The sequence below is a fragment of the Cryptosporangium aurantiacum genome, from assembly GCF_900143005.1.
Taxonomy (GTDB): domain Bacteria; phylum Actinomycetota; class Actinomycetes; order Mycobacteriales; family Cryptosporangiaceae; genus Cryptosporangium; species Cryptosporangium aurantiacum.
Genome location: NZ_FRCS01000008.1, coordinates 278242 through 301338, shown reverse-complemented (window position 1 = coordinate 301338; position 23097 = coordinate 278242). Strand labels below are relative to the sequence as shown.

The 23097-nt window shown below is 70.6% G+C and carries 21 protein-coding genes and 1 pseudogene; 9 read left to right on the top strand and 13 right to left on the bottom strand.

Features of this window, described 5'->3' with window-relative positions; translation table 11 throughout:
* Positions 1–12: 12 nt before the first annotated feature.
* A complete protein-coding gene (locus BUB75_RS26405) occupies positions 13–846 on the top strand; it encodes a metallophosphoesterase family protein (RefSeq protein ID WP_073260503.1) in 834 nt (277 codons plus the stop codon).
* A gap of 6 nt (positions 847–852) precedes the next feature.
* Here the strand turns inward: BUB75_RS26405 and BUB75_RS26400 are convergent, their stop codons facing one another.
* The 8 genes from BUB75_RS26400 to BUB75_RS26365 form a co-directional block, all read right to left on the bottom strand.
* Positions 853–1821 (bottom strand): hypothetical protein, encoded by a 969-nt coding sequence (locus BUB75_RS26400; RefSeq protein WP_143175411.1) that lies wholly within the window; start codon positions 1819–1821, stop codon positions 853–855.
* Positions 1822–1912: 91 nt separating this feature from the next.
* Positions 1913–3880 carry a glycoside hydrolase family 31 protein gene (locus tag BUB75_RS26395; protein WP_073260501.1) on the bottom strand — a complete coding sequence of 656 codons (1968 nt, stop codon included), beginning with the start codon at positions 3878–3880 and terminating at the stop codon, positions 1913–1915.
* A gap of 9 nt (positions 3881–3889) precedes the next feature.
* Positions 3890–4690: a carbohydrate ABC transporter permease gene (locus tag BUB75_RS26390; protein ID WP_073260500.1), complete on the bottom strand. Its 801-nt coding sequence runs from the start codon at positions 4688–4690 to the stop codon at positions 3890–3892.
* Positions 4687–5556, bottom strand: a complete 870-nt coding sequence (locus BUB75_RS26385) for a carbohydrate ABC transporter permease (protein ID WP_073260499.1) — start codon at positions 5554–5556, stop codon at positions 4687–4689. The genes BUB75_RS26390 and BUB75_RS26385 overlap by 4 nt, the downstream gene beginning before the upstream one ends.
* A complete protein-coding gene (locus BUB75_RS26380; protein ID WP_073260498.1) occupies positions 5549–6769 on the bottom strand; it encodes a sugar ABC transporter substrate-binding protein in 1221 nt (406 codons plus the stop codon). The genes BUB75_RS26385 and BUB75_RS26380 overlap by 8 nt, the downstream gene beginning before the upstream one ends.
* A 75-nt stretch (positions 6770–6844) precedes the next feature.
* Positions 6845–7873: a LacI family DNA-binding transcriptional regulator gene (locus tag BUB75_RS26375; protein ID WP_073260497.1), complete on the bottom strand. Its 1029-nt coding sequence runs from the start codon at positions 7871–7873 to the stop codon at positions 6845–6847.
* Between the two features lie 139 nt (positions 7874–8012).
* A complete protein-coding gene (locus BUB75_RS26370; protein ID WP_073260496.1) occupies positions 8013–9437 on the bottom strand; it encodes a glycosyltransferase in 1425 nt (474 codons plus the stop codon).
* Complete coding sequence (locus tag BUB75_RS26365) at positions 9434–10114, bottom strand: HAD family hydrolase (RefSeq protein WP_073260495.1); 681 nt, start codon at positions 10112–10114, stop codon at positions 9434–9436. Before BUB75_RS26365 ends, BUB75_RS26370 begins: the two co-directional genes overlap by 4 nt.
* Before the next feature lie 299 nt (positions 10115–10413).
* Here BUB75_RS26365 and BUB75_RS26360 point away from each other — a divergent pair, with 299 nt between their 5' ends.
* Genes BUB75_RS26360 through BUB75_RS26345 form a run of 4 tightly spaced genes read left to right on the top strand, consistent with a single transcriptional unit; the run spans position 10414 to position 14822 of the window.
* Positions 10414–11613, top strand: coding sequence for a sedoheptulose 7-phosphate cyclase (locus tag BUB75_RS26360; RefSeq protein ID WP_073260494.1), 1200 nt, complete (start codon positions 10414–10416; stop codon positions 11611–11613).
* A complete protein-coding gene (locus BUB75_RS26355) occupies positions 11610–12368 on the top strand; it encodes an SDR family NAD(P)-dependent oxidoreductase (protein WP_073260493.1) in 759 nt (252 codons plus the stop codon). Before BUB75_RS26360 ends, BUB75_RS26355 begins: the two co-directional genes overlap by 4 nt.
* On the top strand, positions 12358–13833 hold the full coding sequence (locus BUB75_RS26350; protein ID WP_073260492.1) for a GMC family oxidoreductase: 1476 nt from the start codon (positions 12358–12360) through the stop codon (positions 13831–13833). Before BUB75_RS26355 ends, BUB75_RS26350 begins: the two co-directional genes overlap by 11 nt.
* Entirely contained in the window at positions 13830–14822 is a 993-nt protein-coding gene (locus BUB75_RS26345) for a Gfo/Idh/MocA family protein (protein WP_073260491.1), read from the top strand. Before BUB75_RS26350 ends, BUB75_RS26345 begins: the two co-directional genes overlap by 4 nt.
* Before the next feature lie 4 nt (positions 14823–14826).
* On the opposite strand, the gene BUB75_RS26340 is transcribed toward BUB75_RS26345, so the two are convergent.
* Entirely contained in the window at positions 14827–15111 is a 285-nt protein-coding gene (locus tag BUB75_RS26340) for a hypothetical protein (RefSeq protein ID WP_073260490.1), read from the bottom strand.
* A 252-nt stretch (positions 15112–15363) separates the two neighbouring features.
* On the opposite strand from BUB75_RS26340, the gene BUB75_RS26335 reads away from it, so the two are divergent.
* The 4 genes from BUB75_RS26335 to BUB75_RS26320 all read left to right on the top strand — a co-directional run bounded on the left by BUB75_RS26335 (position 15364) and on the right by BUB75_RS26320 (position 19476).
* Positions 15364–16113, top strand: coding sequence for a hypothetical protein (locus BUB75_RS26335; protein WP_073260489.1), 750 nt, complete (start codon positions 15364–15366; stop codon positions 16111–16113).
* 68 nt (positions 16114–16181) lie between these two features.
* Positions 16182–17087, top strand: a complete 906-nt coding sequence (locus BUB75_RS26330; RefSeq protein ID WP_084741743.1) for a potassium channel family protein — start codon at positions 16182–16184, stop codon at positions 17085–17087.
* 120 nt (positions 17088–17207) lie between these two features.
* A complete protein-coding gene (locus BUB75_RS26325; protein ID WP_073260487.1) occupies positions 17208–17699 on the top strand; it encodes a DUF3145 domain-containing protein in 492 nt (163 codons plus the stop codon).
* 88 nt (positions 17700–17787) lie between these two features.
* A complete protein-coding gene (locus BUB75_RS26320; protein WP_073260629.1) occupies positions 17788–19476 on the top strand; it encodes a glycoside hydrolase family 3 N-terminal domain-containing protein in 1689 nt (562 codons plus the stop codon).
* A 52-nt stretch (positions 19477–19528) separates the two neighbouring features.
* On the opposite strand, the gene BUB75_RS26315 is transcribed toward BUB75_RS26320, so the two are convergent.
* From BUB75_RS26315 to BUB75_RS26300, 4 genes and pseudogenes are all read right to left on the bottom strand, one after another.
* On the bottom strand, positions 19529–20803 hold the full coding sequence (locus BUB75_RS26315) for a beta-ketoacyl-[acyl-carrier-protein] synthase family protein (protein ID WP_073260486.1): 1275 nt from the start codon (positions 20801–20803) through the stop codon (positions 19529–19531).
* 4 nt (positions 20804–20807) lie between these two features.
* Complete coding sequence (locus BUB75_RS26310; protein WP_073260485.1) at positions 20808–21053, bottom strand: acyl carrier protein; 246 nt, start codon at positions 21051–21053, stop codon at positions 20808–20810.
* A gap of 41 nt (positions 21054–21094) precedes the next feature.
* Positions 21095–22054, bottom strand: coding sequence for a beta-ketoacyl-ACP synthase III (locus BUB75_RS26305; protein WP_073260484.1), 960 nt, complete (start codon positions 22052–22054; stop codon positions 21095–21097).
* Positions 22055–22059: 5 nt separating this feature from the next.
* Positions 22060–22980: pseudogene (locus BUB75_RS26300) on the bottom strand (ACP S-malonyltransferase); the annotation flags it as partial.
* Positions 22981–23097: the final 117 nt, after the last annotated feature.

Genomic DNA, 23097 nt, shown 5'->3' with positions numbered 1-23097 from the left:
ACGATAGGTGAAATGGGGAACCTGCTCGCCGTCAGCGACCTGCACGTCGGATACAAGGAGAACAGGGACGTCGTCCGGTCGCTGCGTCCTCTCGCCGAGGACGACTGGCTGATCGTCGCCGGGGACGTCGCCGAGCGGCTGGAGCACGTCGCCTGGACGCTCAAGGTGCTGACGCTCTCGTTCTCCACGGTGATCTGGGCACCCGGCAACCACGAGCTGTGGACGTCGCCCAAGGACCCGGACGCGCTGCGCGGAGCAACGAAGTACGACGCGCTGGTGGAGATGTGCCGCGCGCTCGGTGTACTGACCCCGGAGGATCCGTACCCGACGTGGGACGGCGGCGCGGAGCCGATCACGGTCGCGTCGCTGTTCACGCTCTACGACTACTCGTTCCGGGCCGAGGGCCTCACCGCCGAGCAGGCGCTGGCGCAGGCCTACGACGCCGGGATCGTGGCCACCGACGAGGCGCTGCTGCACCCGGACCCGTTTCCCAGCCGTGCGGAGTGGTGCCGCGCCCGGGTGGAGCACACCCGGGCCCGGCTCGACGCCGAGCTGCCGGAGGATCAGCGGACCGTGCTGGTGTCGCACTGGCCCCTGCACCCGACGCCGACCAAGCGACTGCGGTACCCCGAGTTCGCCCAGTGGTGCGGAACGACGCTCACCGCCGACTGGCACCTGCGGTACCGGGCGGCGGTGGCGGTCTACGGGCACCTGCACATCCCGCTGCGGGACGTCGTCGACGGGGTGCCGTTCCAGGAGGTTTCGCTCGGCTACCCCCGCGAGTGGAAACCGCGGTCCCGCCCCCACGGCCTGCCCCGCCTGATCCTCCCCGCCGCTACTCCCTGACGGTCCTCAGAAGTCCTCGTCGTCCAGCGCCTCGTGGACCACGTGCCGGAGCCAGTTCACGTCCCCGTCCCCGACAGTGGCCACGAGCCCGGCCACCAGCCAGATCATCGCGGGCGCGGACTCGTCCCCCAGCAGGTCGAGCAGGTCTCCCACGGTCAGTTCGCCGGACTTACCGAAGAGCTCCTGCTGCGCAGCCGGATCCTTCGTCCGGCACAGGGGGATTGCCACCACCGCGGCCCGCTGGGCGTACTCGCAACCGAAGGTGTCGCTGACCCACGCGGTGGCGGCTTGCAGCTCCACTTCGTCGATCCCGGCTCGCGAGGCGGCGAACAGCAGGATCAGCGTGCACCGCAGGACCGCGAGGTACGCGGCCTCGGCGGCGTCCTCGTCCTCCTCGTACGAGACGCGCCGGGGTAGGTCGAGGATGGCGCGTGCTGCCGCGGTGTCAGCGTCACCGTCGACCAGGGCGGAGACGATGTCGTACAGCTCGTCGATGGCTTCCGCGTAGTACTCCGCCTCGGGCCCGGCGTCCAAGTACCGGGAGACCGCGGCCTCGTAAGCATCGATCTCCTGCACGGAGTACAGGTGCTCGTTCTCGTCGGTGATGAAGTAGCCGACCTCGACCGCCGCCCGCACCAGAGCGATCGTCAGTTCGTCGCCGGACTTCTCAGCTGCGGCGAGCAGCGCCGCGTTGAGCTTTTCCGGAGGATAGGGAACGGGGGTGTCGGCCTCCGGATCGAAGAACACGGGATCCCCGGGCTCGATGTCACGTCCGAACTTCGCCCGGAAGCGTTCACGCTGGTCGGAGAAGAGTCCGCCGACGTGCGGAGGCAGCGTCACGCACTCGGAGCCGTCGGCGAGGATCGTCCGCTGGGCGAATCGGGGGTCCCCGGTTCGTCGGGCGACGAGCGCGGCGTGACGCTCGGCGTGCCTCTCGTACGCGGCCAGGCTCCGTGCGCGGCGCGGCTTGCTCATCGGGGCGGCACCCACCTCTCGGCGATCGGGTGCCGCCATCCTCGAATCCCGCGGGGCCGCGACCTCGGTTATCCACAGCCCCGCAAAAACCTCAGCCGGCCACGGGGACAACCGCTCCGTCGCGGAGGTAGACCGGGATCTCGTGCAGGGGAGCGTCGGCCTCGATCGTGGTGCCGCCCTCGAGAACCTGCCCGCTCCAGACGTGCGTCCACCGCGATCCGCGCGGCAGGTACACGCTCCGCGCACGGGCGCCGGCTTCCAGGACGGGTGCGACCAGCACGTCGGGCCCGAACATCAGCTGGTCGTCGACGTCCCAGGCCTGTTCGTCGTCCGGAAAATCGACGAAGAGCGGCCGCATGGCCGGAAGCCCCTCGGACGCCGCTCGATCAAGCTGTTGATGCAGGTACGGCCGCAGCCGTTCCCGCATCTCCATCACCGATTTGATGATCGGGTACGCGGTGTCCCCGAACGCCCACACCTCGTTCGGGCCGCCGGTCATGTCCCAGCCGGTCGACATCCGTGGCTCGCGGTTGCCGTGCAGCCGGAACAGCGGACAGAACGCCCCGTACTGGAACCACCGGACGATCAGCTCGCGGAAGTCCTCGTCGGACGCGTCGCCGCCGTGGAAGCCACCGATGTCGGTGGTCCACCACGGAATGCCGGCGATCGCGATCGACAGCCCGGCCCGCACCTGGCGGCGCAGCGATTCCCAGGTGGCCGGGATGTCACCCGACCAGACCGCCGCCGAGTACTTCTGCGAACCCGCCCAGGCGGAGCGGCACAGCAGCACGGTTTCCGGGTCACCGGCGGCAGCCATCCCCTCGGCGAACATCCGCGCGGTCTCCCGCGGGTAGATGTTCGCGACCTCCGCGCCCGGCCCGGCGTGAAACGCCAGGTTCGCCGGGTGGCCCGGGTTCAGCTCCGGCTCGCAGGCGTCCAGCCACCAGACCCGGACGCCCAGGTCGAAGTAGTTCTTCTTGGCGACCGACCAGAGGAACTCCCGGGTCCGTGGGTTCGTCGGGTCGTGGAACGCGATCGGCATCGGCACGGCCATGCCCTTGTCGCGGATCGTGGCGTGGAACTCGGCCCCCTGGTCGGTGCCGACCAGCATCCCGCCGTCGCGCAGCGTCTCGTAGTTCTCCGAGAGCGGCGAGATCGTCGGCCAGATCGAGACCATCAGCCGGACGCCCAGGTCGGAGAGCTCGGCCATCATCGCCGCCGGGTCCGGGTACTCGGCGGGGTCGAACTTGTAGTCGCCCATCGCGGTCCAGTGGAAGAAGTCGGTGACGATCACCTCCAGCGGGAGGCCCCGGCGCTTGTGCTCCCGCGCCACGGACAGCAGCTCCTCCTGGTTCCGGTAGCGCAGCTTGCACTGCCAGAACCCGGACGCCCACGACGGCAGCCGCGGCGCGTGCCCGGTGGCGTCCGCGTATCGGGCCAAGATCGCGGCCGGCGACCCGGCCGTCATCCAGTAGTCGATCCCGCGCGCCTGGGACGCCGTCCAGCGGGTGACGTTGTCGGCGAACTCCACCCGCCCGACCGCCGGGTTGTTCCACAGGAAGCCGTAGCCGCGGTTGCTCAGCACGAACGGGATCGACACCTCGGCGTTGCGCTGCACCAGGTCGAGCGCGAGTCCCTTGTGGTCGAGGCGGCCGTGGGTGCGCTGGCCCATCCCGTAGAGCCGCTCGCCCGGGTACGCCTTGAACTGCTGGTGCACCTCACCGGCGCCGGACCGGTTGCCGTAGAAGACCCGCGCACCCGGCCACCAGAAGTGCTCACGCTCCTCGGCCAGCAACTCCTCGCCGGTCGACGTCCGTACGAATCGCACCACCGGAAAGGGGAACCCGTCGCCTTCCGGGATGTCCACGAGAACGGTCAGCTCGCCGTTGACCAGCTTCCCGCCGTCGATCGTGACGGGACCGGACGGCGGCGGGTCGGTCAGCGCCCCCACGTCTGACGACGGAATCGCCTCCCGCGCGGAACGGACCCGGACGCTGTCCGCGCCCCACGGTTCGATCCTGAGCACCTCGTGCTGGAAGCGCACTTCCAGTGCGTTCAACGGTTCCTCCTACTTGAGAGAGCCTGCGGTGGTGCCTGCCGCGACGTACCGCTGCGCCACTGCGAGCAGCACGACCGCGGGGATCGACGCCAGGACCGCGGTGGCCATCACCGAACTCCAGTCCTCGACGAACGTTCCGATGTACGTGTAGAGGCCGAGCGTCACCGGCCGGACGTCCTCGGTCGTGGTGAGCGTCAGCGCGAACAGGAAGTCGCCCCAGGTGAACAGGAACGTGAAGAGCGCGGCGGTGACCAGCGCGTTCCGGCTCATCGGCAGCACGATCGAGCGGAACGTGCGCAGCGGGCCGGCGCCGTCGACCCACGCCGCCTCGATCACTTCGCGGGGCAGCGCGCCCATGAACGCGCGCAGGATCAGCATCGCGAACGGGATGCCGGTGCTGGAATCGGCGAGGATCAGGCCGCCGATCGAGTTGAGCAGGCCGAGGTCGTTGTACGCGCTGTAGAGCGCGTTGGCGACGACGATGCCGGGCACCATCTGGCTGAGCAGGACGCCGAGCAGCACTGCGCCGGCCCAGCGGATCCGCAGGTGTGCCAGCGCGTACGCGGCGGGCGCGGCGATCAGCAGGCTGAACACCACGCTGCCGAGCGAGATGATCAGGCTGGTCATCAGGTGGCCGCCCTGGTCGCGGATCGCTTTCGCGTACCCGCTGAAGTCGAGGTCGACCGGGACCCACGGCGTCTCGACCGCGCCGCTGGACGGCTGCAGCGAGACGTTGACCATCCAGTAGATCGGGAACAGGACGACGGCGAGGATCAGGATGCCGCCGGCGGTCCATCCCCAGGACTTCATGCTTCCCTCCGGGCGGCGCGCAGGTAGAGAAAGGCGAACACCAGCGACACCGCGATCAGGATGTTGCCGAGTGCGGCGCCCTGTCCGAAGTCGAACTCCACGAACGACAGGTGGTACGACTGCGTCGCGAGCGTCTGGGTCGCGTTGGCCGGGCCGCCCCGGGTCAGGCCCAGGATCAGGTCGAGCACCTTGATCGTGTAGACCAGCCCGAGCACCAGGACGACGTTGACCACGGGCCGCAGCAGCGGCCAGGTGACGTAGCGGAACGCCCGCCAGCCCGTGGCGCCGTCCAGCGCGGCGGCCTCGTAGAGATCGGTGGGGATGTCCTGCAGCCCGCCGTAGAGGATCGTCGCGTTGAACGGGATGCCGATCCAGATGTTGACGATGATGCAGGCGATCAGCGCCAGCGACGTGCTGGTCAGCCAGCCCGGATCGGTGGGGAGAACCCGGTTCAGGACCCCGTTGTCCTGGTCGAGGATCCAGCGCCACACCGCGCTGGCCACGATCAGCGGGATCAGCCAGGGCAGCAACAGCAACGAGCGCAGCAGGCCCGACAGCGGGAACCGGCGCCGGAAGTACACCGCGATCGCCAGGCCGAGCACGAACTGCCCGGCGATCGACCCCGCGGTGAACAGCGCGGTGTTGAGCACCGCCTTGTCGAACACCGCGGAGCCGATCACCGCGCTGTAGTTCGCGAGCCCCACCCAGGGCGCCTCGCCGGTGTAGAACGTCGACGTCGTGTACTTCTGGAAGCCCATCACGACGTTCTTGACCACCGGGTAGCCGAAGAACAGCACGAGGTAGGCCACCGCCGGCACCAGGAACAGGATTTCCAGTGCCCGGTGCCGGCGGCGTAGATCAGCCATTCTGGGCGTCCTGCAGCGCCTTCAGCGGGGGCGCCCCGCCGGTCAGCGCTGACTGGACGGCCGTGTAGATCTTGGTGGCTGCCTTCGGCCAGTCCTCACCGAGCTCACCGGTGCGGGCCCTGGCGTCCTCGACGAGCTTGCTGAACGCGGCCATCGTCGGCTGATCGGCGACGAACTTCGCCTGCAGCGCCGACTTCGTCGGCACGGTCTGCCGCTCCTTGGCGAGCAGCAACTGGTTCTCGTCCGAGTTCAGGCAGGCGACGATCTTCGCCGCGTTCTTCTGCTTGTCTTTGTTGCCGGTGTTCGGGACGGTCCAGGTCTCGCCACCGAGCGGGGCGACCGCGGTGCCACCCGCCTTCGGCGCCGGGATCGGGACGACGTCGTAGTTCAGGTCCTTGTTCTCGTTGAGCAGCGGGAACTGCCACGGTCCGTTCACCATCAGCGCGGCATTGCCCGCCCGGAACTGGTCGGCGACGTCCGCCTGCGTCCAGCTGACCACCGACTTCGACGCTGAGCCGTCGTTCACCAGGTCGACCCAGAGCTGGAGCGCCGCGGCGGTCTCCGGTGTCGCGATGTTCTTCTCGTCGCCGCCGTTCGACCACATGAACGGCAGGAACTGCCAGGTGCCCTCGTAGTTGGCCGGCGCGGAGAACGCGACGCCGTATTGCTTGCCCTTGGTCAGCTTCTTCGCGGCGGTGCGGAGCTCGGCCCAGGTCGTCGGCGGCTTCACGCCGGCTTTCGCCAGGATGTCCTTGTTGTAGAACAGTCCGATCGTGTTCGTGACCGGCTGCAGACCGTAGAGCTTGTCCTCGTAGGTCGACGCGGCGACGACGCCGGGCACGTACCCGTCGGCGTTCAGGTTGTAGTCGGACAGCGGGGAGAGCGCACCGGTCGCCGCGATCTGCTGCAGGTCGGGGTTGTCGAGCATGAGGACGTCCGGCAGCGTCCGGGACGAGCTCTGCTGCAGCACCTTGGCGATCAACGTGTCGCCGGGCACCGCCTCCCGCTCGATCGTCAGGCCGTTCTCGTCGGCGCAGGCCTTCAGCACCCTGTCGTAGACGGGCTTGTCGGGGTCGTTGTTGTAGTAGTCGAGGACTCGTAAGGACGTGGAGTCTCCGGACGAGCCGCCGCCACCGCCGCAGCCGGCGAGAGCGAGCGGAAGCACCAGCGCCAGAGCGGCTGCGGTGCGGAACATCGATCGACGCTGATCCATGTGCGGTCCTTTCCCGGGGGATCGTCGATGCGTATCGATGAGCGGCGTGCGTAAGGACGGTGACCTCCCCGCGTGCTACGGCGCGGGCATCACCGTCTGCCGACGGGTGAGTTGGGGGGCGACCAGGTCGACCCGCGGGGGACGAGGTGCCTCCGCGGGCTGTTCGAGCAGGCGGAACAGGGTCTCCATCGCGCGCCGGGAGACGTCCCGGGGTTCGAGGGAGACGTTGGTGATCGGCGGCTCGGCTTCGGCCGCCGCGGCGTCGGTGAGCAGACCGATCACCGAGAGGTCCCGGCCGGGGACCACGCCGCGCGCGGTGAGCGCGTGGACGACCGGCTGGACGGTGTTCGACGCCGGGATGATCACGCCGAGCCGGCCGGCCACCCGGGTGGCGAGCCGGTCGGCGGTCTCGCCCGCGGCGGCCCGGCCCCACTCCACCGGCGCCACGACCTCCAGCGGCAGGCCGTGGCCGGCGGCGGCGACCCGGGCAGCGTCGTAGAAGCGCCGGACGTAGTTGAGGTCGCGTTCGATGATCTCCCCCGGATGGCCGACCAGCACCAGGCGGTCGTGGCCGGTCGCGGCCAGCTCGTCCACCGCGAGCCGGGCGGCCTGTCCGAAGTCGAGGTCGACGCAGTGCAGGCCGTGCGGATCCTCGGGGACGCCGATCAGGATCACCGGCGTGCGGACGCTCGCGGCGACCGGCAGCCGCTCGTCGTCGGTGGCGTGCAGGTCCATCAGGATGATCGCGTCGCACAGCGACCGTCCGGCGAGCCGCCGGATGCCCGCGGAACCCTCGTCGGTGGTGACGAGCAGGACGTCGTGGTCCCTGGCCCGGGCCGCGCCGGCGATCGTCTCGATGAACGGGAGCAGTCCGGTGGTGTCGACCCCGCGTCCGAACGGGACGACCAGCCCGACGACGTTCGTCCGCTGGCTGGCCAGCGCACGCGCCCCGGCGTTGGGTTCGTAGGTGAGGCGGTCGATCGCGTCCAGCACCCGGCGGCGGGTCTCCTCGGAGATCGGGCGCTTGCCGCTCATCACGTAGGAGACCGTGCTCTGGGAGACCCCGGCGAGCCGGGCCACGTCTTTGCTCGTGAACGCGACCACCGGCCACCTCCTCGCGCCGCTCCGTCGATGCGTATCGACGGACGCGAGGTTAAGCCCAGTCGCGAATCGAGCGCAAGCACTCCGCGGATTCACCCGTGATCGGCCTCTAAGGAGCGCTTAGAGGCCGATCACGCGTGAATCAACGCCGGGCGAGCGTCTCCCCGATGAGCTTTCCGTAGCGGGCCAGGTGGCGGTCGGCGGTGAAGAGGTCGAGCGCGCGTTCGCGGCCCGCGTCGCCGATCTTCGCGGCGTAGTCGGCGTCGGTGAGCAGGCGCCGCAGGGCGTCGGCGAACCCGGCCAGGTCGGACGCCTCGACGAGCAGCCCGGACTCCGCGTCGACGATCTGCTCCAGCAGCCCGCCGACCGTGCTGCCCACGACCGGCGTCCCCTTGAGCATCGCCTCGACGACCGTGAGCCCGAACCCCTCGGAGATGCTCTTCTGGGTGATCACCGCCGCGTGCCGCTGCAGCGCGTTGATCACCAGCGCGTTCTCCTCCAGGTCGGTCATCGGGATGCACGCCAGGTGGATCCGTTCCCGGGCCGCGCCGGGCAGCGCGCGCCAGGCGCTCATCGCCTCCAGCATCTGCTCGGCGCCCTCCGGGTCGTCCGCGTAACCGCTGATCGCGGGCCCCACCAGCGCCAGGTGCGCGTCGGTGTCGAGCAGGTGGTCGGCGAACGCGCGGGCGACGCCCGGCATGTCCTTCATCCGGTCCCAGCGTGAGATCTGGACGACGAGCGGCGCGTCGGCGGGCGCGGGCGGCCCGGCCTGGAGGATGTCGGCACGGCGGGCGATCGGGCTCGTCGAGCCGTCCTTGCGGGTGAACGTGAGCCCCGCGGGCGCGGAACCCGCGATCAGCCCGTAGTGGGCCAGCACGTCGCGGACGAACTGCGGCTCCAGCGGGCGGTTCTTCGGCGCCATCGGGTCGATCGACGACCGGAGCGTCCGCAGCCGGCCGCGTTCCATCCAGTCCGGCGCGTACTCCACCCGGGTCAGCAGGTACGTGTCGGCGGGTTCGACGTACCGCCGGATGAACTCCCAGCCCTCGACGTCGTGCGGCGTGCTCACGTCGACGCCGATGTGGCACCGCCACAGCACCGGGACGCCCAGCTGCTTGGCCAGCGGCACCAGCCCCGCGGGTTGCGGGTCGTGCACCACGACGATGTCGTCCGGGCCGACGATCTCCGCGAGCCGGGCCTGCACTCCCTGATGAACGGCGAAGTAGTCGGCGTGCTCCGCCTCGCCGAGCGGGCCGTCGTCCCCCGGTAAGCCGTAGATGTGGTTGTGGATCCGCTTGGTGATCTCGAAGAACCGCTCGTCGCCCTCGATCACGTGCCACTGGGCGTCGATGTCCAGGCCGCGGGCGTAGGAGACCAGGCTCTCCAGCATCTCGGCGACACCGCCGCCGGCGGGCGTGGAGTTGATGTTGACGATCTTCCGTCCGGCGAACCGCTCGGCGGCGTCCCGGCCGGCCGCGGCGAACGCGGCGTACCGCTCGGCCCCGATCGACTGCTCGAGCAACCGCGGGTCGCGGGCGGGCGGCGTGACGTCGTACAGGCGGCTCATGAGGCACGGTCCTTCCGGTTCGGGGCGGGGTGTCGCGGCAGGGGGTCGTGTCGCCCAGGGGGCGCTGCACGGACGTCGATCGACGCCGGTGGCAGGCGGCCATATCGCCACGGACGGACGTCGATCGCGGGCATGCCGGCGCGGGCCGCCGCGAGCAGTCCTTCGTCGCTGTCCTCGTAGACCAGGCATCGCTCCGGCGGGACACCGACCCGCTCCGCAGCGAGCAGGAAGATGTCCGGCTCCGGTTTGCCCGCGCGGACGTCCTCCCTGGTCACGATCGCGTCGAACAGCCCGTCGAGGCCGAGCGTCCGCATCGTCGCCCGGATCACCGGCCCGGATCCGCCGGACGCGACGACGAGCGGCACCCGGCCGTGGAACGCGCGGGCGATGCCGGCCACCGCGGACAGCTCGCGGACGGCGTCCGGGGACTGCAGGAACAGCGCGTCCCGCTCGGCGCTCACCGCGACGGCGTCCAGCGCCCCCGCCGACAGGACCTCGATCATCTCGTCCGACGACATCCCGGTCCGGGCGCGGTACCAGTCCTCGTCGAGCGGGATGCCGTAGCCGGCGAGCGTGCGCGCCAGGGCCTGGTAGTTCGCCGAGGTGCTGTCGACGAGCGTCCCGTCCCAGTCGAAGACCAGGCAGCCGGCGTCGTCGGGGCGTGCGACCAGCGGCACGTTTCCACCTCGCCCTCATCGGCCGGCGCCGGAACCGACAGTACGAATCGGATGGACGGCGGGACAAGAACCGACCCTGCCATCCGACAGTGGTAAGGAGACAAACTGTCCGCACCGGAATTAGCGCCTTCTGACAACTGCAGATTCATAACTGTGGGATTTCACAATCTGCTTGACGATTTTGCATATCGCCGTTACGGCATCCGGGTGCACCGATACAGAAATTCGGATATTGACCGCTCGCTGTCACATGAATACGGTCTACTCGCCAGTAGGGGCCTGACCAGAAAGGCCGTGAGGTGACGAGTTCTTCGGCGAAATGGGAAGTGCGAGCCGAACTTCCGATCCATTACGAGATCGAGGAAACCCTCGACCTGTTGTCGGTGGACAATCCCACCCTGCTCGGTTCCGTGGACCGTGCGGGAACAGGCGCGACTCAATTGGTCCTGGTCGACACCACGATCGACCGGCTGTACGGCGACCGGCTCCGGGCGTACCTGGAGTACCACCGCGTGCGGTACCACCTGATGCCGCTCCCGAGCGCCGAGGAACAGAAGACAATCGACCTGGTCCTCGCGGTGGCCAGCGCGATGAACGAGGTGAAGGCGTTCCGGGTGCGGAACCCGCCGATCGCGATCGGCGGCGGGGTCATGCTCGACATCGTCGGCCTCGCGGCCAGCCTGTACCGTCGCGGAATCCCGTACATCCGGGTGCCCACGACGCTGCTGGGCCTGGTCGACGTGAGCGTCGCCGCGAAGACCGGGGTTAATTTTGAGGGCTTCCGGAACCGGCTCGGCTCATACTCGCCGCCGCTCCGGACGTTGATCGACCGCAGTTTTCTGGCCACCCTGCCGCGGCGTCAGCTCCGCAACGGAATGGGCGAGATCTTCAAGATGGCGCTGATCAAGGACGTCCGGTTGTTCGGGCTGCTGGAACGGTATGGCGCCGCGTTGATCGAGGGCCGATTCCAGGACGCCGCCCCGCCGGGTGGTACCGCGGCGGGCGGTGGTCCTCCGGCTCGGGTCGGCTCGAACGTGGCCGACGAGGTCATCGGTCGCGCGATCCAAGGAATGGTCGAAGAACTTCAGCCAAATTTATGGGAAAAGAAACTCGAGCGCTCGGTCGACTACGGCCACTCGTTCTCCCCGCTGCTGGAGATGCGCGCGCTCCCCGAGCTCTACCACGGCGAGGCGGTCGCGCTCGACTGCGTGTTCTCCGCGTTCCTCGCCGAGCACCGTGGCTTCCTGGAACCGGAGGACGTCCACCGCGTGGTGGCCTGCGCCCGGTCGCTCGGACTCCCGGTCTGGCATCCGCTGTTTTGCGACCCGGACGCCCTCGGTGAGGCGCTCGCCGACACCGTCCGGCACCGCAACGGCGACCAGAACCTGCCGGTGATGGCCGCGATCGGCTCCGCCCGCTTCCTCAACGACGTCACGCCGGCCGAGATCGAGGCCGCGGCGGCGGCGATGGCCGAACTCGCGCCGGTCGGTGCGCGATGAACGACGACTTCGAGGGCCGCGTCGTCCTGGTGACCGGCGGCAGCACCGGAATCGGGCAGGGCGCCGCCGAGGCGTTCGCCGTCGCCGGCCTGCGGGTGATGATCGCCGCCAGGGACGCCGCGCGCGGCGAGGCTGCGGCCGCCGCGATCCGCGACGCGGGCGGCGAGGCCCGCTTCCACCGCGCCGACATCACCGATGCCGACGACGTCCGGACGCTCGTCGAAGCGACCGTGGACGCGTACGGCAGCCTGGATTTTGCGTTCAACAACGCGGGCGCCGCACACGGTGGCGGCATCGCCGACCTCACCGAGGAGGCGTTCGACGCGACGTTCGCGGTGAACTCCCGCGGCCTCTGGCTCTGCCTGAAGTACGAGATCGCGCAGATGCGCAGGCAGGGCCACGGCGCGATCGTCAACAACACGTCGGTGCACGGCTTCCGTGCGGTGTTCCCGAACGTCGCCGCGTACATCGCGTCCAAACACGCGGCGGTGGCGCTGACCCGGGTGGCCGCGATGGAGGAGGCGGCCCACGGCATCCGGGTCAACGGCGTCGCGCCCGGCCCGATCGACACCGCGATGCTCGCCGAGTCCGAGCGCACGGTCGGCGGCGCCACGGCCTGGAAAGCGCTGATCCCGGCGGGCCGGGTCGGCCGGGTCGACGAGGTGGCCGGGGTCGCGCTCTGGCTGTTCTCGTCGGCCGCGAGCTACGTCAACGGGCAGGTCGTCGCGGTCGACGGAGGTTTCCTTGCGAGCTGAGGAGTACGACTACATCGTGGTCGGGGCGGGCCTCGCGGGGTGCGTCGTCGCCGGGCGGCTCGCCGAGACCGGCGCGACGGTCCTGGTGCTGGAGGCCGGGCCCTGGGTCGAGGACGAGCGGATCACCCGGCCGAGCGGCTGGCCCTGGCTGCTCGGCTCGGACTACGACTGGCGCTACCGCACCGAACCGCAGCGCCACCTCGGTGGGCGGGTGCTGTCCTGGCCGCGCGGCCGGCTCGTCGGTGGTTCCGGCGCGATCAATGCCCTGGTGTGGATCCGTGGTGCACCGTCCGATTTTGCCGCCTGGGCCCGCTACGGCGGGCCGTCCTGGGGTCCGGACGCCATGAGCGAGCGATTCACCGCGCTGGCATCGTCCGGACGCGTGAGCGTCGAGCCCCAGTACCGGCCGCACCCGTACGCGCTCGCGTTCGTGGAGGCGGCGGTCGCGAGCGGCCTGCCGCCGAACCCGGACTTCAACCGCGGGGACCAGGAGGGGATCGGCCTCTACCGGATCACCCGCCGCGGCCCGCACCGGTTCTCCACGGCCGAGGGTTATCTGCGCCCGGCGCTGGAGACCGGCCGCCTCACGGTGGTGCCGGACTCGCCGGTGGAGCGGATCGTCCTCGAGAACGGCCGGGCCACCGGGGTGACCAGCGGTGGCTCCACGTACCGCGCGAGCAGGGAGGTGGTGCTCACCGCCGGAACCGTCGCGAGCCCGCAGCTGCTCCTGCTCTCCGGCGTCGGCCCGGCCGACGAGCTCCGGCCGCACGGCATCACCCCGGTACTGGACCTGCCCGGCGTCGGCGCGAACCTGCACGACCACGTGCAGATCTCGGTCTCCTACCGGACCCAGGACCTGGTGCCGCTGGCGCCCGAGTCGAACCTCGGCGAGGCCGGTGGGTTTGTCGCGTCGCGCCCCGGGCTGCCCGCGCCGGACATCCAGCTCTCGTTCGCGCCGATGGAGAACCTCAACCACGCCGAGGCGCTCGGCGGCGGGTTCACGATCGGCCCGGCGGTCACCCGGCCCCGCAGCCGGGGGACGCTCACCCTGCGCTCGGCGGCCCCCGGCGAACCACCGCGGATCGACCCGAACTACCTCGCCGACCCCGCCGACGTCGAGACGTTGATCGAGGGCGTCCGGATCGCGCGGGCGATCGCGGCGACCAAACCGCTGGCCGACCTGCGCGCCGACGGTGCCGCGGACCGTTTTCCCGAACCCGGCAGGCGGGAGCTGGAGGAGTTCGTCCGGGCCGGTGCCGAGACCCAGTTCCACCCGGTCGGCACCTGCCGGTTCGGCACCGACGACGAGGCGGTGGTCGACCCGGAGCTCCGGGTGCGCGGCGTCGAGGGACTCCGGGTCGCGGACGCGTCGGTGATACCGGAGATGATCACCGGCAACATCCAGGCCGCGACGATCGTGATCGCCGAACGCGCCGCGGAGCTGATCCGGGGAGGGCACTCGTGAGGTGGGGAATCCTCGGCGCCACCGGGTACATCAGTTCGCTGCTGATGCCCGCGATCGTGGCGTCCGACAAAAGCAGTTTGGTGTCGGTCGCCAGCCGGGACCCGCGGGGTGCCGAGGTCGTGGCCGAGCAGTACGGAGTTCGGGCGCAGCCCGACTACGCGGCCTTGGTGGCCGACCCGGACGTCGACGCGGTCTACGTGCCGCTGCCCAACACCGAGCACCTCGAGTGGACGCTGCGCGCGCTGGCGGCCGGGAAACACGTGCTGGTAGAGAAGCCGATCGTGTTGCGGGGCGCCGACCTGGCGCGGATCGCGGACGCCGCCAGGGACGCCGACCGGCTGGTGATGGAGGCGTTCATGTACCGCTTCCACCCGCAGCAGGCGCGGGCCGCCGCGCTGCTGGCCGACGGCGCGGTCGGGTCGCTCCGGCTGGTCCGGGCGTCGTTCGCGTACCCGATCGCCAGCGGGAGCGGGAACATCCGGCTCGACCCCACGCTGGGCGGCGGTGCGACCTGGGACGTCGGTGTGTACGCGGTCGACGTCGCCTGCGTGGCGTTCGACCGGGAGCCGCTGACGGTCACCGGGCAGTCGACCGTCCGCCCGGGAGAGTCGGTGGAGACCAGCCTGGCCGGGGTGCTCGACTTCGGCGAGGGCCGGCGTGCGGTGCTCGACTACAGCATCGACTACGGGCCGTGCGCGGAGTACCAGCTGCAGGGGGAGTCCGGCACGATCACCGTCCACAACGCCTGGGCCAAGGACGGACAGCCCGGCCGTATCACGGTGACCACCGAGAAGGAGACCTGGACCGAGGAACTGCCCGCGGTCGACCACTACCGGCTGCAGGTCGAGGCGTTCGTCGCGGCGGCCACCGGGCGGGGCCCCGCCCCGGTCACGCTCGCGGAGAGCGAGCGCACCGGCCGGGTAGCGGCGGCGTTGCGGGCCGCGGCGGCCGAGGGTCACATGTTGCCGCTGCCGGAGTACACCTGGTGATCCCCTAGCGCTCCACGATACGGACGACCCGGACGATCGGTCCCACCTCGAGCGTCGCCACGTTGCCCCACTCCACCACGAGGTCGCCGTCGGCGGTGGAGTACTGCAGGCGCCCGCCGCGATGCAGATCCTGCGGAAAGCGGCGGAGCGCGTCCTGCGGTGACCGCGCCACGACCCGGATCACGCGCGCGGTGCCGTCGATCGCCACCCGCACCCAGAATTCGCGGACCTCCGTGGTGCTCGCCCCGGACGCCGCCGCTGTCGGTTCTGACGGGTGTTCGCGCTGCATAGCGGCACAGTATCGAACGAAAGTTCGAAGCGTCGTGCGGGTGGTACCGGCGCGTCGATCGTGAGCTGCGTGGTGATTGAGTTGTTCGGGACGAACGGGGCAGGTCGATTCACTCATGTTCCTTCGGCACCCGGTCGTACCGATTGCCAGCAACTCGTGATTTTCTGCAGATCACTCTTCAGAATTAAGTCGGCACCCTCAGCGACGAGGGTCGTTCTACTGGTCCATGGCGACGGGATCGGAGACAAGTTCATGGGTCGTTACGTCAAGGAGCGCGGCGAGGGCGCGCAGACGTATTACTGGTACCCCGGTCAGAAGACCGACTGGGTACAAGCGGGCATTGCCGTGGGCAGCGGCTTGGTCGCCGCCCTGGCGATCCGGTTGGCCACCGACAGCACGATGTGGGCGGCGGCGGTCGGGTTCTCGGTATCCGCCGGGTTGGCCGGTACCTATCTCGGGCGCCGGGACGCCCGGGCGCTGGCCGTGACCAACGTGAGCCGGCTGTCGGGGATCGTGCTGATCGCTCTGGCGTTCGTGCGGGCGCTGGCCAAGGGGTCCGGTGCCGCGCTGGCGGCGATCGTGATCGCCAGAGCCGCGACGCCCGGCTTCTGGACCGAGTGGGTGCTTCCGCTGGTGCCCGCCGTGATCGGTGCGATCGCGCATCACGTCGGCATGGTCTACGAGAACCTGGAGAAGGCGTCCCAGACGCCGGTCAAGGCCTCCGACTCGGAGCTGGCCAAGTTCGCCGCCGAGATGCGGGCGGCGAAGGAAGCCGCTGCGGCGCAGGCGCCCACGGAAGAGATCTCCTCGGTGTCGGCACCGCCCGCACCGGCGACCGCGCCGGTGACCTCGCCGGCGACCGCGCCGCAGGGGGTTGCGGCGTCGTTGCCGGGGGAGGTGGACGACCGGCCGGAGACCGCGTTCCGTTCCGAGGGCGCACCGACGAGCGGGCGGCGCGCGGTGTTCTCCCGCCGCCGACCGGGGATGAGCGAGGCGTTCTGACTCCACCGGCGGGTTGACGTTTCGGGTGCTCCGCTGACGTCGTCCCGGCGGTTCGGCACACTCGGGGCATGCGTGGGTGGGTGTCCGGGGACGGTTGGCTGACGAGGGCCCGCCGTAACGGCGCCTACCAGCGCTTCGTCGATCGCACCGACGACGTCATGCTGGTCCTCGCGCTGGTGTTCGTCGTCGTGCTGGTCTGGCCGTTACTCGACCGCGATCTCCCGCCCGGTCTGCGTGAGGCCCTGCACTGGGCCGACATCGCGATCTGGCTCGTGTTCGTGGTCGAGTACGGCATCCGGCTGCTGCTCGCCCCGCAGCGGTGGACGTTCGTCCGGGAGCACATCCCGGACCTCGTCGTCGTGCTGGTGCCACCGCTGCGCAGCCTGCGGGTCGTGGCGGCGCTGCTGCGGCTGCTCGGGCTCGTCAGCATGGTCGGCAGGCTGTCCAGGCAAAGCCTCGAAGTACGCACCGGCACCTACACCGCGATCCTCGCCATCGGGGTGCTGTTCGCGGGCGCGGTGACCGTCTACGACGCCGAGCAGGCCGACCCGGACGCCAACATCAAGACGTTCCCGGACGCCCTCTGGTGGGCGATGACGACGATGACGACGGTCGGATACGGCGACCGGTTCCCGGTGACCGGTCAGGGGCGGTTGATGGCGGCCGTCCTCATGCTCGCCGGGATCGCGATCCTCGGTATCGTCACCGCGAGCATCGCCGCCTGGTTCATCGGCCAGTTCTCCGCGGTCTCCGCGGCGGTCGAGACCGCGGCCGAGTCGGTGGAGGAGGCCGCGGAGTCGGTCGAGGACGCGGTGGATCACCAGACCGAACTGCTCGCCGCGGTGAGAGAACTGTCTCAGCGTCTCGCGGGTTTGGAGAGTCGGGTTGACGACGCGGTGCGCCGTCTTGACGCCGTCCGACACACCGAAAAAGGCGAAACCGGTACAGAAACGGCTCTGATGCGCGACGATTAGGGCATCTGACCGGGTAGAACGGCTTGGCACGGCACCTGCCCCGAGGGCATCATGAGTGTCGACCACCTGAGTGATGAGGGCGTTGGGGAAGGCGTACCTCGTTCCTTCGGGAGGTCTCCGGTGCCAGCACGTGGCGTTCTGTACGTCCACTCCTGCCCGCCTGCGGTGTGCCCGCATGTGGAGTGGGCTGTCGCACGGGTCCTTGGCGTGCCCGTGAATCTGAAGTGGACGGCGCAACCTGCCGATCCCACGACCCTGCGTACCGAGTCCCAGTGGACCGGTAGCCCGGGGACCGCGGGCGAGATCGCCACCGCGCTGCGTGCGTGGCCGATGACCAGGTTCGAGATCACCGAGGAACCCAGCCCCGGCGTCGACGGCGAGCGGATCATGCACGTGCCGGGCCGCGGCGTGCACCGCAGCGCGATGAGCGCCAACGGCGACATCATGGTGTCCGAGGACCGGCTGCGGAGCCTGCTGGCCACCGCGGTCGGCCCGGACGCGATCGCACACGGCCTGGAGAAGCTGCTCGCCGCCGAGTGGGACCTCGAACTCGAGCCGTACCGCCACGCCGGCGACGGCGCTCCGGTCACCTGGCTGCACAGGACAGGGTGAGTACGGTGGGGCCGTGCCCCGCACCGCACAGCTACCTCTCACCCGTTCTGGCCGTCCCGGCTCAGGAAGATCGCGCCGACCGCTCGTCCTGGCGATCGCCGGGGTCGTCGTCCTCGGCCTGGTCGTCAGCGGCGTCTGGGTGGCGCGGTCAGGGCCCGACCCCGACCCGGAACGCTCAGCCGCGCCACCGTCGCCGTCGCCGTCCTTAGCCGTGCCGTCCGGGGATCCCGCCACCCAGGCGAGAGCCATCGCGGCCCAGCTGGCCGACGTGGACCTGGTCGGCCAGATGCTGATGCCGTTCGTCTACGGCGACGAGGTGGACGACGTCGACGACGCGACCCGGAAGGCCAACCTGGCCCGCACCGGAGCCGCGACGCCGTCCGAGATCGTGCGGAAGTACCGGCTCGGCGGCGTGATCCTGGTGCGCAAGGCAGCCGGCGACCCCACCGCGGCCACGAACCCCGCGTCCAACGTGGGGTCGCCCGACCAGGTACGGCGGTTCACCGACGGGCTGCAGAAGACCGCCGCGACGCTGCCCGCCGGGGTCCCGCTGATGGTGGGCGTCGACCAGGAGCACGGCACGGTCACCCGGATCCGGGACGGCGTGACCCGGCTGCCGACCGCGATGGCGTTCGGTGCCGCCGACGATCCGGAGCTGACCGAACAGGCCGCGTACGTGTCCGGCACCGAGCTGGCCGCGCTCGGCATCCACGTGGACTTCGCCCCGGACGCCGACGTGATCGGCGGACCGGGCAACACCGTGATCGGGTCCCGCTCGTACGGCGCCGATCCGACGGCGGTCTCGCGCCACGTCGCGGCGTCGGTGAAAGGTTACGAACGCGCCGGGATCGCGACCGCGCTCAAGCACTTCCCCGGCCACGGGCACACCGACGTCGACAGCCACGAGGCGATCCCGGTCCTGGGCCAGGATCGGGCGTCGCTGGAGCGCGAGGACCTGGCGCCGTTCCGGGCCGGGATCGACGCGGGCAGCGAGATCGTGATGTCCGGCCACCTGGACGCGCGGGCGATCGACCCGGGGACACCGGCGTCGCTGAGCCACAAGGTGCTCACCGACGTGCTGCGCGGCGAGCTGAAGTTCACCGGGATGGTGGTGACCGACGGCCTGGACATGAAGGCGCTGACTGACAAGTACTCGCCGGGTGAGGTGGCGGTGCGGGCGGTGCTGGCCGGGAACGACCTGCTGCTGTTACCCCCGAACGTCGCGGCCGCGCAGCAGGCCCTGCTGACCGCGCTGAAGTCCGGACGCCTGCCCCGGGAACGGGCGGTGGAGGCGGTCACCCGGGTGCTGACCGTCAAGCTGACGTCCCGGCCGGCGGCGCCTGCGCTGTCGTCGCTGAAGTCGCCGGAGCACCAGGCCGTGGTGGACGAGGCCGCCGCGAAGGCCGTGACGGTGTTGCGCGGGAAGTGCGACGGTGCGCTCGTCGAGGGGCCGGTGACGATCACCGGTGGCTCGGCCGAGGCGCGGGAGGCCCTGACCGCGGCGCTCGGAAAACAGGGCGTGCGGGTCGGCGGCGGTGGGGACTCGATCCACCTGACCGGGTACCTGGACGAGCCTGCGGACCTTCGACCGGCGACGGTGACGGTGGCGACGGACACCCCGTACCTGCTCGCATCCGCGAAGTCGCCGACGCTGCTGGCGACCTACGGCAACGTCGAGGCGTCGATGAAGGCCCTCGCCGCCGTACTCGCCGGCAAGGCAAAAGCGCCTGGCCGCTCCCCGGTCCCGGTGAGCGGCCTGCCCCGCAGCGCCTGCTGAAGCGGATTGCGTTCGGAAGGGTTATAGCCCTTCCGACCGCAATCCGCGTGGGTCAGATCGCGCGGAACGCCAGCGCGACGTTGTGGCCGCCGAAGCCGAACGAGTCGTTGACTGCGGCGGTGATGTTCATCTTCCGCGCCGTGTTGGCGGCGATGTCCAGGCAGACCTCGTCGTCCGGGTCCTCGAGGTTGATCGTGGGCGGCACGACGCCGTCCCGGATCGCGAGGACGGTAGCGATGGCTTCCACCGCTCCGGCCGCGCCGAGCAGGTGCCCGGTCATCGACTTCGTCGCGGTGACGACCGGGTGGTCGCCGATCGCGGTCTGCAGCGCCTTCAGCTCACCCATGTCGCCGGCCGGGGTCGACGTCGAGTGGCCGTTGACGTGCTGGATGTCGGCGCCGGTCAGGTCGCCGTCCTCGAGTGCCTCGCGGACGGCACGCGCCTGCCCGGTACCCGAGGGATCCGGCTGCACGATGTCGTAACCGTCGGCGGTGATGCCCGCACCGGCGAGCACCGCGTACCCGGAGCGTCCACGCGCGCGGGCGAAGTCGGCACGCTCCAGGACGACCATGCCGCCGCCCTCACCCAGGACAAAACCGTCCCGGGCCTTGTCGAACGGACGCGACGCGCGGTGCGGCTCGTCGTTCCGCGTCGACATCGCACGCATGGCGGCGAAGCCGGCCATCGGCAGCGGGTGGATGCAGGCTTCGGCGCCACCGGCCAGGACGACGTCCGCCTTGCCGGAGCGGATGAGCTCCAGGCCCATCGCGATCGCCTCGGCGCCGGTCGCGCACGCGCTGACCGGGGCGCGGACGGCCGCCTGCGCGCCGAGCTCGAGCCCGACCACGGCGGCCGGGCCGTTCGGCATCAGCATCGGGACGGTGAGCGGGGAGACCCGGCGAGGGCCCTTTTCCCGCAGGATGTCCCACTGGCCGAGCAGCGTCAGCGCACCACCGATGCCGGAGCCGACCACAACGGCGAGTCGCTCCGGATCGACTTCAGGGGCACCGGCGTCGGCCCACGCCTCGCGGGCCGCGACGACCGCGACCTGCTGGACGCGGTCCATCCGGCGCGCCTTGACGCGCTCGATGACCTCGGTGGGCTCGACCGCGAGCCGGGCGGCGATCCGCACCGGCATCTCGGCGGCCCAGTCCTCGGTCAGCGTCTTCACGCCGGACCGGCCGTCGAGCATGGCTTGCCAGGTAGTAGCGGTGTCGCCACCGAGCGGGGTGGTCGCACCCAGCCCGGTGACGAGTACCTCGACCTTCGCCCCGGAGCCGGTGGGCGCCGAAGCGGCGGAGACCTTAGCGGAGGGGCGCTCGGTCATGAGCTCAGGCCTGCGCCTGCGAGATGTAGGCCACCGCGTCGCCCACGGTCTTCAGGCCCTGCACGTCGTCGTCCGGGATCTTGACCCCGAACTTCTCCTCCGCGGCGACAACCACCTCGACCATGGACAGCGAGTCCACGTCCAGGTCGTCGGTGAAGGACTTGTCGTCCGCCACGTCCTCCTTGGAGACGTCCGCGATCTCCTCGAGGATCTCGGCCAGACCGGCGCGGATCTCGTCGTTGCTGCTCACAGTGAGTGGGTTCCTTTCGTTGTGTGGTGGAACGGAACGGCTCAGGGGATGGTGACTACCTGGCCGGCGTACGTGAGGCCGCCACCGAAGCCGAACAGCAGGGCCGGGCCACCGGATGGCAGCTCACCCCGTTCGACCAGCTTCGACAGGGCCAGGGGGATCGAGGCCGACGACGTGTTGCCGGACTCGACGATGTCCCGGGCGATGACCGCGTTGGTAGCGCCGAGGCGCTTCGCGATCAGATCGATGATCCGGACGTTGGCCTGGTGCGGGATGAACGCGACGAGCTCCGACGGGTCGACCCCGGCGCGCTCGCACGCCTGCTTGGCGAGCGGTGCGAGGGCGGTGGTGGCCCAGCGGAACACCGCCTGACCCTCCTGACGGATGTACCCATCGTCGTCGATGTTCAACACTTCGCCGCGCGGGCCGTCGCTGCCCCAGTACACCGGCCCGATGCCGTTCTGCTCGGACGCGGTGACGACCGCGGCGCCCGCGCCGTCGGCGAACAGGATGCACGTGGTGCGGTCCTGGAAGTCCATCACGTCGGTCAGCTTCTCCGCGCCGATCACCAGCGCGGTCTTCGACGCACCCGCGGTGATCGCGTGCTGCGCGGTGGCCAGCCCGTAGCTGAAGCCGGAGCAGGCGGTGTTGACGTCGAACGCGCCCGGGGCGTTGATGCCGAGCCGGGCGGCGACCTGGCTGGCCACGTTCGGCAGCATGGTCGGCGGGGTCAGCGTCGCGACGACGACGAGGTCGACGTCGGCGGCCTCGATGCCGGCGGCGGCCAGCGCCTTACCGGACGCGGCGACCGACATGTCCAGAGTGGTCTCGCCCTCGGCGGCGAACCGGCGAGCCTTGATCCCGACCCGCTCCTGGATCCAGGCGTCGTTGGTCTCGACGCCCCAGTCGGCGGCGAGGTCGTCGTTGGTGACGACCCGGGCCGGCTGGTAGTGGCCGAGGCCGACGATGCGAGCGCCGGGCCCGTCAGAGAAGCGGCTCATGAGGAAGCCTCCGAACTGTGCTCGGCGATCAGCGCGGCGGCGGCCGGCAGGTCGTCTGGAGTGTTGACGGTGACGACCTGGACGCCCTTCATCGCGCGCTTGGCCAGCCCGGCCAGCGTGCCCGCGGGGCTGAGTTCGATCGCCGCGGTGACGCCGAGTTCGAGCAGCGTCGCCTGGCAGGAGTCCCAGCGCACCGGCGCGGTCACCTGCCGGACGATCCGGGCGAGTGCGTCCGCGCCGCTGGTCACCGCGGTGCCGTCGGCGTTCGAGAGGAGCGTCCGCTCCGGTTCGCTCACCGTGACGTCGACCGCGCCGAGCGCCTCGCGAGCCGGCGCCATGTACGGGGTGTGGAACGCGCCCGCGACCTGCAGCGCGATCACCCGGGCGCGGGCCGGCGGGTCGTCGGCCAGCTTGGCCAGCGCGGGCAGCGGGCCGGCGGCGACGATCTGCCCGGCACCGTTGCGGTTCGCCGGGGTCAGACCCAGCGCGTCCAGACGCTCGAGGACGTCGGCCTCGACGCCACCGAGCACGGCGCTCATGCCGGTCGGTTCGAGTGCGCAGGCGGCGGCCATCTCGCGGCCACGCACACCGGCCAGCGTCACCGCCGCCTCCGGGGAGAGGACGCCGGCCAGCGCGGCAGCGGTCAGCTCACCGATGCTGTGTCCGGCGACGACGTCGGCTTTGTCGACGGGGAGGAAGGTGCTGACCATCAGGCCGGCGCCCACCAGGAGAGGTTGGGTCTTGGCGGTGTCCCGGATCTCGTCCGCGTCGGCTTCGGTTCCCAGCCCGGCGAGATCCAGGCCGGTGGCGGTGGAGTAATCGCGGAGCACAGCGGTGGCCCGGTCGGCGCCATCCCAACCGGTGAGCCATGGAGAGAGGAAACCTGGCTTCTGCGAGCCCTGTCCGGGGGCGAGTAGGGCGAGCACGTACTGAGCCTTGCAACTGAACGGCCCCTTGCGCGGTATGGCGAGCGACTAACTCCTACGCAGCTTTTTGGAGGTTTCCTCCAAAGGTTGGGGGGTGCCGGTGACGCGGGTCACCAA